Annotated in this window: 11 protein-coding genes and 1 pseudogene; 6 read left to right on the plus strand and 6 right to left on the minus strand. The window is 38.0% G+C overall.

Annotation, left to right across the window (positions count from 1 at the left end):
• Window positions 1-467 precede the first annotated feature (467 nt).
• Both PN450_RS14565 and PN450_RS14570 read left to right on the plus strand, forming a co-directional pair.
• A complete protein-coding gene (locus tag PN450_RS14565) occupies window positions 468-1,622 on the plus strand; it encodes a sensor histidine kinase (RefSeq protein ID WP_271836753.1) in 1,155 nt (384 codons plus the stop codon).
• A 10-nt stretch (window positions 1,623-1,632) separates the two neighbouring features.
• A complete protein-coding gene (locus PN450_RS14570) occupies window positions 1,633-2,310 on the plus strand; it encodes a response regulator transcription factor (protein ID WP_271836754.1) in 678 nt (225 codons plus the stop codon).
• Here the strand turns inward: PN450_RS14570 and PN450_RS14575 are convergent.
• Both PN450_RS14575 and PN450_RS14580 read right to left on the minus strand, forming a co-directional pair.
• Window positions 2,302-2,715 (minus strand): annotated as a pseudogene (locus PN450_RS14575) (PIN domain-containing protein). The gene PN450_RS14570 and the pseudogene PN450_RS14575 overlap by 9 nt on opposite strands.
• 4 nt (window positions 2,716-2,719) lie before the next feature.
• Entirely contained in the window at window positions 2,720-3,031 is a 312-nt protein-coding gene (locus PN450_RS14580) for a hypothetical protein (RefSeq protein WP_271836755.1), read from the minus strand.
• A 579-nt stretch (window positions 3,032-3,610) separates the two neighbouring features.
• Here PN450_RS14580 and PN450_RS14585 point away from each other — a divergent pair.
• From PN450_RS14585 to PN450_RS14595, 3 genes are all read left to right on the plus strand, one after another.
• Window positions 3,611-5,173: a ferredoxin--nitrite reductase gene (locus tag PN450_RS14585; RefSeq protein WP_271836756.1), complete on the plus strand. Its 1,563-nt coding sequence runs from the start codon at window positions 3,611-3,613 to the stop codon at window positions 5,171-5,173.
• 142 nt (window positions 5,174-5,315) lie between these two features.
• Entirely contained in the window at window positions 5,316-6,812 is a 1,497-nt protein-coding gene (locus PN450_RS14590; protein ID WP_271836757.1) for a NarK family nitrate/nitrite MFS transporter, read from the plus strand.
• 198 nt (window positions 6,813-7,010) lie between these two features.
• Window positions 7,011-9,191, plus strand: coding sequence for a molybdopterin oxidoreductase family protein (locus PN450_RS14595; RefSeq protein WP_271836758.1), 2,181 nt, complete (start codon window positions 7,011-7,013; stop codon window positions 9,189-9,191).
• An 85-nt stretch (window positions 9,192-9,276) separates the two neighbouring features.
• Here the strand turns inward: PN450_RS14595 and PN450_RS14600 are convergent, their stop codons facing one another.
• The 3 genes from PN450_RS14600 to PN450_RS14610 form a co-directional block, all read right to left on the minus strand.
• Window positions 9,277-10,320, minus strand: coding sequence for an anthranilate phosphoribosyltransferase family protein (locus tag PN450_RS14600; protein WP_271836759.1), 1,044 nt, complete (start codon window positions 10,318-10,320; stop codon window positions 9,277-9,279).
• A 58-nt stretch (window positions 10,321-10,378) separates the two neighbouring features.
• On the minus strand, window positions 10,379-11,302 hold the full coding sequence (locus tag PN450_RS14605) for a LysR family transcriptional regulator (RefSeq protein WP_015081555.1): 924 nt from the start codon (window positions 11,300-11,302) through the stop codon (window positions 10,379-10,381).
• Window positions 11,303-11,803: 501 nt separating this feature from the next.
• A complete protein-coding gene (locus tag PN450_RS14610) occupies window positions 11,804-12,232 on the minus strand; it encodes a QcrA and Rieske domain-containing protein (protein ID WP_213718021.1) in 429 nt (142 codons plus the stop codon).
• A 269-nt stretch (window positions 12,233-12,501) separates the two neighbouring features.
• Here PN450_RS14610 and PN450_RS14615 point away from each other — a divergent pair, with 269 nt between their 5' ends.
• Window positions 12,502-12,927 (plus strand): hypothetical protein, encoded by a 426-nt coding sequence (locus tag PN450_RS14615; RefSeq protein WP_271836760.1) that lies wholly within the window; start codon window positions 12,502-12,504, stop codon window positions 12,925-12,927.
• A gap of 7 nt (window positions 12,928-12,934) precedes the next feature.
• Here the strand turns inward: PN450_RS14615 and PN450_RS14620 are convergent, their stop codons facing one another.
• Complete coding sequence (locus PN450_RS14620) at window positions 12,935-13,078, minus strand: hypothetical protein (protein ID WP_271836761.1); 144 nt, start codon at window positions 13,076-13,078, stop codon at window positions 12,935-12,937.
• Window positions 13,079-13,269 lie beyond the last annotated feature (191 nt).

Consider the following 13,269-nt stretch of genomic DNA (forward strand, 5'->3'; position numbering starts at 1 on the left):
AAGTAGAACGGCTTGAATAATTCAAAGTTTGTAGTGAGGAATTTATTCCTCATTTAAGGGCTGAAGCCCTTACTACGAAATCATCTCCAGATTTTTTACATTACTTAATCTACTTTGATTTATTTTCGTCTACTTACTTAGCTGACGGCTAAATGCTTACTTTCAGTATCATTTTTGTTAATTATTTCATCCTAAAAATCCTGATTTAGATAGTAATCTTGAGATGATTAATTTATATCATCAATTATTGTGGCAATAAAAACAAGGAGTACAAGGATATAAAAATCGTTTATTTTTCTATTTATGTGTCTACCTAAAGATATATATCAGTGTTTAGTAAAGTTTAGAAGAAATCTAAACGCTAGTAAACAAGATCCCATCAAGATCCCTGACTTCTTTAAGAAGTCAGGGATCTGAGCCTTGATAATTGTTATAGTTGTATAAGTTGAGAAAAGGTAAGTTAGTAAATGGCATCTTTAAAAAATAAATTAATAAACAATAACTTACGTCTTGGTAAAATATTACTAATTGTCACTATATTTATCTTTCTAGCAGTTTTAGAATATTCTACCCCCAATGATTATGTTTTTGGATATCTCTACAGTGGAGCAATTTTATTAGTCAATTCTTGGTTTGGGGGAATGGCAACAATAGGCGCAACATTTCTTGCTGTTTTTCTAACTATGTTAAATGCGTGGATACCTGGAGGTGAATCAATTCGAGCTTCTACTGTTGCTAGTCGAGTAATTGCTGCAATAGCTTTGATAGTCACCGGATTTTTAAGTCAGCGATTACGAAAATCTCAAAAAGCCATTGCCCTCACTCAAACTAAACTCGAATCCCAAGCCCAATTAGTAAGACTAAGAGAAGATTTTGCTTCCACACTTACTCACGATTTAAAAACGCCACTTTTAGGAGCAGTTGAAACTATTAAAGCCTTTCAAAAAGAAAAATTTGGTGCAGTTTTACCAACCCAACAGAAAGTTCTAGCAACAATGGCACGCAGCCATGAAACTTCCCTTGATTTATTAGAAACTTTGTTAGATGTTTATCGCAATGATACAGAAGGCTTAAAACTAGATTTAGCTCCTGTGGATTTAAGTATCTTAGCAGAAACAGCAACGGCTACTTTAATTGAATTAGCAGCAAATCGTCGCATTCATCTATCATTAAACTATGGTGATTCTGATTGGAAACGCTCTCTTTGGGTGCGCGGTGATGCTTTGCAACTGCAACGAGTTTTTAGCAATTTGCTGATTAATGCTATTAACCATTCTCGACGCGGTGATCATGTCGAAATTGTCTTAGAACCGCAAACTTCCTATCAAGTTGTCAAAATTTTAGATACAGGTGCAGGTATCCAACCTGAACAGTTTTCCCACTTATTTGAACGATTTTACCAAGGAAATAGCGATTCCTACGGAGCGCTAGTTCCCTCCGGCACGCTCCGCGAACGCTATCGCGGTGAGCTTTCCCAACGCCAAGCTAAAGGTTCGGGATTAGGACTTTATTTATCTCGGCAAATTATTGAAGCTCATAACGGTATAATATGGGCAGAAAACAGAGTTCCCAATGGCGCTATTTTTGCCTTCAAGCTCCCTGTTTTGCCATTTCAATCTTAAACAACATCAGATGTCTTCTACCCCCATAAAAATCCTCCTAGTTGAGGATGATGAACTTTTCCGTTTGGGCTTGCGTGTGCGATTGCAGCAAGAAACTGGTTTGGATATTATCGCGGAAGCGGAAGATGGTGAAACAGCCATTGAGTTAGTCAACCAGCACCCTCTTGATGTCGTTATTTTAGATGTAGGATTACCAGGAATTGGCGGAATTGAAGCCTGTTATCAAATTAAACAAAAATATCCCAATTTACCAGTTTTAGTCCTCACTTCCCATTCCCAAAAATCTCTGATTACGCGGTTAATTGAAGTGGGCGCTCAAGGTTATTGTCTTAAAGGTGTTGCGGCTGAAAAATTGGTATTGGCACTATGTTCCGTCGCATCTGGGGCATCTTGGTGGGATGAAACTGCAACTAGGGAAATTCGTTCTACCTTTGCATCAGATCATCACCATTTTGAATCAGAAAATAGCTCAAAGTCTACTCATAAACTAACACAAAGAGAACAAGAAATTTTATTACTATTGGCAGCGGGAAAAACTAATCAAGAAATTGCTCTGGCACTTTATATTACACCGGGAACAGTGCGGGTTCACGTCCATACTATCTTACATAAACTAGAAGTGAGCGATCGCTCTCAAGCTGTTGTTGTGGCTTTACAAAAACGGTTGATTAAAAACGATTTAATTTAATTCCTCTTGTAACCAATCTTCCAATTGCAATTCTTTGATTCTTAATAAATCAGAATCATGGGAAACTACAATTAAATTGTGAATAATAGCCGTAGCTGCGATAAATATATTTGCATCTTGAATTGGTAAACCTCTTTGTTTTAAATCAGCATAAATTTCTGACGCTTTCTGAAAAATTGCCATATCGTCCAAGAGTAAAACTTGGTATTTCTTCAAAAATTATTCAAAGTCTGATAATTTCTTTACCGCTTTAACTGCTAAGAGTCCTCGCTCAATTTCATAGTAAGTAATCCCACTAATGAAAACTTCCTCGTTTTGGCGATTCAAACTTTCTAGCTGATTGGTTACTTTTGGATTTTCCTTGAGAATTGCTGTAACCATATTAGTATCTAGTAGATATCCCATTGACTTATTTACGTTTCACTGCTTCATCAAATATTGCCATTTCTTCTGGTGTAAAATCATTTAACAAACCACTGATTGCTTCTACAGCTAACATTTTACTAATTCTTTCTGTTAAGTCATCTTCAGCAATTGTGTCTACATCATCACCAGAATTTGGTTTAGTAAACAGTTCATACATTTTCTGGATCATTTTATCTTGTTCCAATCTTTCTTGATACACACTATTATTAGCAATCAAATATTTTACAGTTGCTGAAATGCGGTTAAAGGCAGTTTCTTCTTTTAGAGATGTGTTGTTCATATTTTTGTGAGACATTTTTAACAGTATATGTTATTATAGCATAGCCTCTTAACTCAACGGAGAAAATAAATAATCGCACTTAAACAGATGTTTTTAATTTCAAACAGATGAATAGTGCCTTACATTTCATTACCCCCCTAAAATATCAGCGAAATTTAATAATTTCGTCATCAAATGAACCAATACAACAAGTTATTAGAGATGGATTTAAAAACTTTGAAAATTTCCGAATTAGATGCCTATTAACCTGGCATTTTATTTAATAGTTTAGCATAACAAATACCGAAGAACCAAATAAATAGACTACCTATGCGAATAACCATACTACCATTATCGCTTGTATCTATATAAATTCGTATATTAAAATAATTTATGCAATAACCGCAATATTTATATCCTATTTTCGCATAATTACCAAAATTTAGTAACCTACTATACGAACTGTTATGAAAAATCACACTAACGTAACAATATCGCAACTGTCACACCACCAACCAGGAAACTACTATCAGTTATTTCCCCAACGTGGCAAGCACATAACCGATAAGAACACGGATACACAGTTAATTAAGTCCTGTTCCCCAAAAAAAGATCATGATAGAAACAGCAACTACCACAGACAAACTCAATAAATTCGAGAAATTCAAAGCCGAAAAAGACGGACTTGCAGTTAAAAACGAAATAGAGAATTTTGCCCAAGTCGGTTGGGAAGCAATGGACGAAAACGACCTTAACCATCGCCTAAAATGGTTAGGTGTATTTTTTCGTCCTGTCACTCCCGGTAAATTCATGATGCGAATGCGTCTACCTAACGGTATTCTCACCAGCAATCAATTGTCAGTTTTAGCAGAAGTGGTACAGCGTTACGGTGAAAATGGCAGCGCCGATATTACCACTAGACAGAATATACAACTACGCGGGATCAACTTTGAAGATATTCCCGATATCTTTAATAAATTTCACAAAGTCGGATTGACTACTATCCAATCCGGCATGGATAACGTTCGTAATATTACAGGTGATCCTGTAGCGGGTTTGGATGCAGATGAGTTTTATGATACCAGAGAATTAGTGCAGCAAGTCCAGGATATGCTGACTAACAACGGTGAAGGTAATCCAGAATTTAGCAATCTTCCCCGGAAATTTAATATTGCGATTACTGGAGGCAGAGATAATTCAGTTCACGCAGAAATTAACGATTTAGCCTTTATTCCCGCTTTTTGGGGAAATGAAGATGAAACCCCAATCTTTGGTTTTAACGTCATTGTCGGCGGCTTATTTTCCGCCAAACGTTGTGAAGCAGCCATTCCTTTAAATGTTTGGGTATCTCCCGCCCAAGTTGTATCATTATGTAAAGTGATTGTCGAGATTTTCCGAGATCATGGCTTACGTGCAAATAGACTAAAAGCCAGGTTAATGTGGTTACTTGATGAATGGGGGATAGAAAAATTCCGCGCAGAAGTGGAAAAGCATTTTGGAAAATCATTATTACCCGCAGCAGCAAAAGATGAAATTGACTGGGAAAAACGGGATCATGTGGGCATATATAAACAAAAACAACCTGGATTTAACTACGCAGGTTTAAATATTCCCGTCGGCAGATTGTCTGCTGATGATATGTTGGAAATTGCCAGATTAGCGGAAGTTTACGGAAGCGGAGAAATCCGGTTTACCGTAGAACAAAATGTCATTATCCCGAATATTCCTGATTCCAGTTTAACAGCATTTTTCACAGAATCAGTATTGGAGAAATTTTCAGTTAATCCTGGTTTATTAATGCGATCGCTAGTATCATGTACAGGCGCACAATTTTGCAACTTTGCCTTAATAGAAACCAAAAATCGCGCCCTATCAATAATTAAATCATTGGAATCTGAACTAACTTTATCACGTCCTGTGCGAATTCATTGGACAGGATGCCCTAACTCCTGTGGACAGCCCCAAGTAGCCGATATTGGCTTAATGGGAACTAAAGTGCGTAAAAATGGCAAAATGTTGGAAGGTGTAGACATTTACATGGGTGGAACAGTGGGGAAAGACGCACATTTAGGAACTTGTGTGCAAAAAAGTATTCCCTGCGAAGACTTACAGCCCATATTAAGAGAAATACTAATTACCAAATTTGGGGCAAAATTGCGAGAACCAGCAATAATTTAACCTCAATAACTAGACATAAAATCATCCGCGTTTATCTGCGTTTATCCGCGTTTGATAAATCATCAATTTAGGCAATTTCATAATTGTCCTTGGATTTTTATATCCAATTTTTCAGAAATTCAATTATTTAGCGAGAAAAGAAATGTTAAAAAGATTATTTTCATTCCAAGGACGCTATCGCATACTACATCAGACATGGTTTGCATTTTTCCTAACCTTTGTTTGTTGGTTTAACTTTGCCCCCTTCGCTACCACAATTGGAAAAGAATTACATTTACTTCCTGAACAAATTAAAACATTAGGAATTTGTAACCTAGCATTAACAATTCCCGCTCGTCTAATTATTGGGATGTTATTGGATAAATTTGGTCCAAGAATTACCTATTCCCTCTTATTAATGTTTGCAGTTGTTCCTTGTTTAGCAACAGCATTAGCCCAAGACTTTAACCAATTAGTTATTAGTCGCTTATTAATGGGAATAGTCGGTTCTGGATTTGTGGTAGGAATCCGCATGGTAGCCGAATGGTTTCCTCCCAAAGAAATGGGAATTGCTCAAGGTATTTATGGCGGTTGGGGTAACTTTGGAGCATTTGGAGCAGAATTTGCATTACCAACAATTGCAATTGCAACCAGCTTTTTAGGTAGTGGCGGTTCTAACTGGAGATTCACAATTGCCTTAACAGGAATTGTCACTGCAATTTACGGATTATTCTACTATAAAAGCGTTCAAGATACACCCAGCGGTAAAGTTTATCAAAAACCCAAGAAAAATGGTTCTTTAGAAGTAACTTCTATCAAAAGCTTTTGGGCGTTGATTGTTTCCAACCTTGGTTTAATATTCGCATTGGGTTTATTAGCTTGGAGACTAGAACAAAAGAAAATTCATTTCCTCACACTCAGCCAAATGTATATAGTTTGGATTGTATTAGCAGGATTATTTGCTTACCAAAGTTACCAAGCTTATCAAGTCAATCACGAATTACTAACAGGACAAAAAACCTACCCAGCAAATCAACGTTATCAATTCGGTCAAGTAGCATTATTAGAATTTACCTACATTACCAACTTTGGTTCAGAACTTGCAGCCGTTTCCATGCTCCCGGCATTCTTTGAAAAAACCTTTGGTTTAGAACATATTGTCGCCGGCATGATTGCCTCCATTTATCCCTTTCTTAACCTAGTTTCTCGTCCCAGTGGTGGTTTAATTTCCGATAAATTAGGTTCGCGTAAATGGACAATGACAATAGTTTCTGCTGGGATTGCAATTGGTTATTTAATGGCACATTTCATTAACAAAGATTGGCCTATCCCCCTCGCAATTGCTGTCACAATGTTTGCGGCTTACTTTGCTCAAGCTGGTTGTGGTGCAACCTACGGAATAGTGCCATTAATCAAAAAAGAAGCAACCGGACAAATAGCCGGAAACGTCGGTGCTTATGGTAACTTTGGCGGCGTAGTTTATCTAACAATCTATAGTTTAACAGACCCATCAACCCTATTTGCCACAATGGGAATAGCCGCCATGATTTGCGCCTTTATGTGTGGATTCTTCCTCAAAGAACCAAAAAATTCATTTGCATCTGATAATGAAAATGAAGGAGAAATAATTAATCATCAATCTGTTTTAATAGAAGAATAATTATCTCACACAAAGGCGCAAAGGTAAGAAGATAAAAACTAGAAATTAAAAATATTTCTCCTCTTATGAAATTATCTCTGTGTCCTCTGTGCCTCTGTGGTTCGTTTATCATAACTTTGCGCCTTTGCTCCTTAGCGTCTACCCTGCGGGATCTCTAAGAGAGATTGCGCGAAATAACTTTTTAAACCTGCAAATATTATGACAGAATTTACCAAAACACTTTGTCCTTATTGCGGGGTTGGTTGTGGTTTAGAAGTTTCTGCACCAGCCCAACATGGAAAAGCCACAAATCGAGATAGTGAAGGAATTCCTATTTGGCGAGTTAGGGGTGATAAATCCCATCCTTCTAGTCAAGGAATGGTATGTGTTAAAGGTGCAACTATTGCTGAATCTTTGGATAAAAGTAGATTAAATTATCCCATGGTGCGCGATTCTTTAGATGCAGAATTTCGGCGTGTGAGTTGGAATGAAGCTTTTGATATTATTACCCACCGGATTCAAACATTGAGATTGAATCAAGCCACAGATTCTATCTGTATGTATGGTTCTGGACAATTTCAAACAGAAGATTATTATATTGCTCAAAAGTTACTTAAAGGTTGTTTAGGAACTAATAATTTCGATGCTAATTCCCGGTTGTGTATGTCTAGTGCGGTATCTGGGTATATTCAAAGTTTTGGTGCTGATGGTCCTCCTTGCTGTTACGATGATTTAGAATTAACTGATTGTGCTTTTTTAATTGGTACAAATACAGCAGAATGTCATCCCATTATTTTTAATAAGTTAGCAAAATATCATAAAAAAAATCGCCATGTTAAAATGGTTGTGGTTGACCCTCGGCGGACTCCCACAGCCGAAGCCGCAGATTTACATTTAGCTATTCGTCCCGGTACAGATATTGATTTGTTAAATGGTATTGCCCATTTATTAATGAAATGGAATTATATAGATACAGTTTTTATTGATGATTGTACTAGCAATTTTCCGGCTTATGCTGAGGTAATTCGGCATTATTCGCCGGAGGTAGTGGCGAGTCGTTGTGGTATTAGTATTGAAGATTTAGAAACTGCTGCTAAATATTGGGGAAAATCAAAATCTGTACTTTCTTTATGGTCAATGGGTGTTAATCAATCTTCAGAAGGTACGGCTAAAGTTAGAACTATTATTAATTTACATTTAATGACGGGACAAATCGGTAAACCTGGTGCGGGTCCTTTTTCTTTAACTGGTCAACCTAATGCTATGGGTGGCAGAGAAGCGGGAGGGTTAGCCCATTTATTACCGGGTTATCGGTTGGTAAAAAATGCCCAACATCGCGCAGAAGTTGAGGATTTTTGGGGTTTGGAAAGAGGACAAATTTCCCCTGTTCCTGGTTTAACTGCTTGGGAAATGATCACTGGTTTAGAAACTGGAAATGTGGGTTTATTGTGGATTGCTGCCACTAATCCGGCTGTGAGTATGCCCGATTTAGAAAGAACTAAAAAGGCGTTGTTAAAATCTCCTTTTACTATCTATCAAGATGCTTATTACCCTACGGAAACATCAGCTTATGCTCATGTTTTGTTACCTGCGGCACAGTGGGGTGAAAAAACTGGGATTATGACGAATTCGGAAAGAATGGTAACGCTATGTTCGGCTTTTCGTGAACCACCCAGAGAAGCAAAACCTGATTGGGAAATTTTCGCAGAAGTGGGAAGAAGATTAGGTTTTAATGATAAGTTTAATTTTCAGAATTCCGCCGCAGTTTATCAGGAATTTGTTCAATTAACTCGTCAGCGTCCTTGTGATATGTCGGGTTTAAGTCATGGGTTTTTAGCCGCACAAGGTCCAACTCATTGGCCTTATGCACAGGGTAGTAATTCAGAAAATAAACGTCTATATAATAATTTGCGATTTCATACACCTGATGGACGCGCTAAGTTTGGTGCATATTATTCAAAAGGACTTGCTGAACCACCGGATGAGAATTATCCTTTTATATTAACTACTGGTAGATTATACGGTCATTGGCATACACAAACGCGTACGGGCAGAATTGAGAAAATTCGCAAACTGCACCCGCAACCGTTTATTGAGATTCATCCCCGTGATGCTGCTGCTTTGGGTATTATTGATAATCAGTGGTTAGAGGTGCGATCGCGTCGTGGTACAACTAAGTTTCCAGCTAAAGTTACAAAAGCTATTTCTCCCGGTACTGTCTTTGTCCCTATGCACTGGGGTAAACTGTGGGCAGATGATGCAGAAGCTAACGCTCTTACCCATTCAGAAGCTTGTCCTGATTCCCTGCAACCGGAATTAAAAGCCTGTGCTGTGCAGTTAGTTCCAATTCTTGTAGAATCTACGGTTAAAAATTATCAACTTCAGTCTTCTCAGTGGTAAGCTTTTGTCTGAATCAGGATGTCCAGGATTAAAGGATAAACAGGATAAATAGGGTGAGAACAAAAACTTTATCACCAATTACCGATTAAAATCTTTGCAGCAAAGTATTAATTTGTTGCAGTTTAGCTGCTAATACACCACTGCTGATTAGTTCGGCGGCTGTGTCTATACCAGCTTGCATATCTGAACAAATACCAGTGCGCCATAGATAAAAACCACCATTCCATAGGGCTGTTTGGCTTAGTTCGCTGGTTTTTCCCGTTAAAATCCCCTGCATTTCCTTAATGAGTTCTTCTGTGGTTGTGAGGGGAACGTTTTTAGTGATAAAGCCATATTCACTCGGTGCGAGTTGTAGCCGGGTTAAGATTTCTGGGTTTGATGAAGATAAGCCAATGATAGCTGTGCGATCGCGCGGTAAGTCACAACTACCTTCTAAACCCTTGATCAAAGTGTATTTATTCACCCCACGTAATCCCAAAGCAGTCTGAAACATTCCTTCTGTGGGTGGATGAACAAAACCGGCAATAATGTGAGCATCACTCGTATATGGACACCAAATCAACTCCATTGTTGCTAACGGTGGACGTTTACCCAATTGCTCACGGTATTCCCACAAAGTTTGATTTAAAGGAAAATGCTTAGGTGTATAAATAAAACCAATTCCTGTTTGTTCAAAAACCTGCTGGGTTTGTTCGAGTGATAAACCAGTCCAATCTATTCCTAAACCTTGCCAAATCTCGATTAAAGGTAAACCATATTTTGTCGGTAAGCGATCTCCTCCGTGCATAATTACAGGTTGTCCCGCAGCAGCTAATAATAAAGCCGTAATTATATTAATTGGTGCAGTGCGGGTTCTGCCATCATAGGGTACACCCAAAACTATCACAGGTTGGGCTATTGGTAGCAATTTGGGTCCGATTTCATAGTAACTGTCTAACATCCCTGCTAATTCTTCACCTGTGGGACGTTTAATGCGGTGAGCAATTAAAAATGCGCCAATTTGCGCTGGTGTGGCTTCACCTAATAACATCATTTTTGTTGCAGTAGCGGCTTCAGCACGAGTTAAATTATCTGATGTGTGAGTTCCACTACCTACTTTTTGAATAAATTCTCTAAATTTATTAGTCATTTGTTAGTTGTTAGTTGTCAGTTGTCAGTTGTCAGTGGAAAAAGGTAATAGTTTATTTTTAATTTTTTATTTCCGGAATATTATCTTTGACAAGTTGCCAAAAATATTGAATAGGGGGAATGTGGAGACGATCTTGAGTTGTTACCATCACTACCCGACGAGTTAAACTAGAATTATCAGCTAAATTACTATTTTCGGCTAGGGGACGAACTGCCAGGGTGGGATCATGTCTGGCTTCTATTAATGCTGATTGGGGAAGTAAGGCAATGAGTTCTCCTTGACGAACTACTCCCCGAAAGGCATCCAGGGTATTTACTTCTAAAGCTGCTTTGAGTGTAGCTTTCATCTGTTCAAATTTATCTTGAATCAGACGTTGCATTCCATAACCATCTTTAAATACCACTTGGGGATAACGAATTAACTCTAACCAGGGGATAGATTCATATTCAGATAGGGGATGATTTGCTGCGATGAGGACTTCTATGGGTTCTTCATATAGCAATTCTACGGCCATTTCTTTGCCGGTGATTAAAAAGCGATTGTGCATTACAATTGCTAAGTCTACTAAACCATCTTTGAGGACTTTCAGAGAGCGATCGCTTCCTAATGATGTGACTCGCAATTGTACCTCTGGATAATGATGACAAAATTTTTGTAACACTGGTGGTAGGTAAGAAGCACAGACTGAATGAATTGCTGCAATACATAGTTCTGGTTGCTTTCCCCCCATTAAATCTGTTAATTCCTGTGTAGCAGATTCCCATTCCTGGCAGATTTTATGCACACGAGGAAGTAAGCGTTCACCTCCTAAGGTTAATTTGGCATGGGTGCTGCGATGAAATAATTCTATGCCCAAATCTGCTTCTAATGCCTGAATTTGCCGACTAATAGTTGATTGAGTCACACCACATTGTTTAGCTGCTTGTTGAAAGCTACCTGTTTGAATGATCGCCAAAAAGGCTTGCAACTGCTCTAGACGCATTTTAATAGAACCTAAGTATAAATGAATAACTCTTATTAATTTAACGGGTTATCTGTATAATTTTAATTTAATTTAATTTGTTGTCCAGCATTTAATTTACATAATCACATTAGCAAAAATACTTGTGCATACTGAATTGATGCGTTATATAACAACTGATATAACAAGGAATAGGGAATAAAGTCAGAAAATTATTTCCCGCTGCCTCTTTCCTCCCGATTCCTGCTATGAGGTACATATCCAGCGGGCAAGATGCCCGCACTACAAGAGTTTCATAATTCAAGTTTGTACCTCATTAGAGGATGTTTGAAAAGTTTTTAATGTATAAATAAACCCCTCTCCAAACCTCTCCCCGACGCGGAATGTGGGTTTGAAACCCCCATTCCCTTGTAGGGAAGGGGGGAAGGGGGGTTAGGTTTCTGGAGATTATCGGTTTCATCTAATACTTTTCAAACAACCTCTTAGAGCAAAATCTGCTATATGATGACAGCCTGGAGATTGTCAAGTTGCTTTAACTAAGATAGAACCACCTTCAATTTTAGCTTGGTAAGTTTTCAGCGGTTTTTTAGCAGGACCTTCTTGTGCTTTACCATCAGAAGCAAATTTTGCACCATGACAGGGACAGACAAATTTACCTTGTTTTGCGTTCCAGTCGATGCTACAACCTTGATGAGTACAGGTAGGATTAACAGCAATCAGATTTTCTGCGGCTTTAGATGTGCCAACTACTAATACTGCGCCAATGGTTGAATCTTCTACTAATAGTTGCCCAGTTTTGTCTAATTGTGCCACAGTCCCAACTTTTTGCCAGCCTTTCGTGGCAGCATTAGCAGATGTACTCGTTTCGGGAGAACAGGCTGCAATTGCGACAGGTAAGGAACTCGCTAAACAACCTAATCCTACCCAATTTATAAAGTCACGACGTTTCATATTTGCTGGTAATCAATATGTGATTTTTTACTAATATCTATTATTACTGGCAATGTTGGATAATGTCATTATTTAGTTGTTGATTTGAGGTGATGGAATTGAGGGCGCATACTCTGCAACTCTACGGTTTTTGTGAATTTAAATCATTGTTTTTGCTAAGAAGAGTTTATCAAAGGAGCAATTTAAATTATTATTAAAACACATTGACTCCGTTAGGAATGTGCTATCATGACTCTGTATAACTAACAGTAGTTAAACCGCATAAATTCATGGATATCGCTGCAATTGTTAAGTTTCTCGCTCCCTGTATGCCTTTTTTGCTGACTATGGGTAATAAAGCCGCAGAAGGTGCTTCCCAGAAAGTCGGTGAGGATGTTTGGAATAGGGCTAAAGCGATTTGGGATAAGTTATGGCCGAAGGTGGAAGCTAAGGAAGAAGCTAAAAAAGCTGCTACGAAGGCTCAACAAAACCCAGATGATGATGATTTACAAGCAGCTTTCCGGGTACAAATGAGGGAGATTTTAGAAGCAGATACAGAATTAGCTGAAGAAATAGCTAAGATTTTACAAACACAAAAATCTGATGATAGTTCTTCTAGTGTTAATGCTCAATCTTACGATGAGAGTACACAGATAAATGCAGGACGTGATGTTGTTAACCCCAACTTGAGTAGAACTTACAACAACCCAAAGTAATTAATATCTATGGTGGTGACATTGCTGAAATACATAAGATAGCAGCACTCATAGAAAGCAGCACCAAATCAGAATCACCGGGGATTCTCAAAGCGGGAAACCCTAATAAAAGTTCGGCTAATTGGCAAGGAAGAACAGCAGAAATTGCCAATTTAAAACTATGGTTAAATAATCCAAATATTCCTCTAATTGGTATTGAAGGTAAGTAAGTAGACGAAAATAAATCAAAGTAGATTAAGTAATGTAAAAAATCTGGAGATGATTTCGTAGTAAGGGCTTCAGCCCTCAAATGAGGAATAAATTCCTCACTACAAACTTTGAATTATTCAAGCCGTTCTACTT

The sequence above is a fragment of the Dolichospermum lemmermannii CS-548 genome (assembly GCF_028330815.1).
In the GTDB taxonomy this organism is placed as follows: domain Bacteria; phylum Cyanobacteriota; class Cyanobacteriia; order Cyanobacteriales; family Nostocaceae; genus Dolichospermum; species Dolichospermum lemmermannii.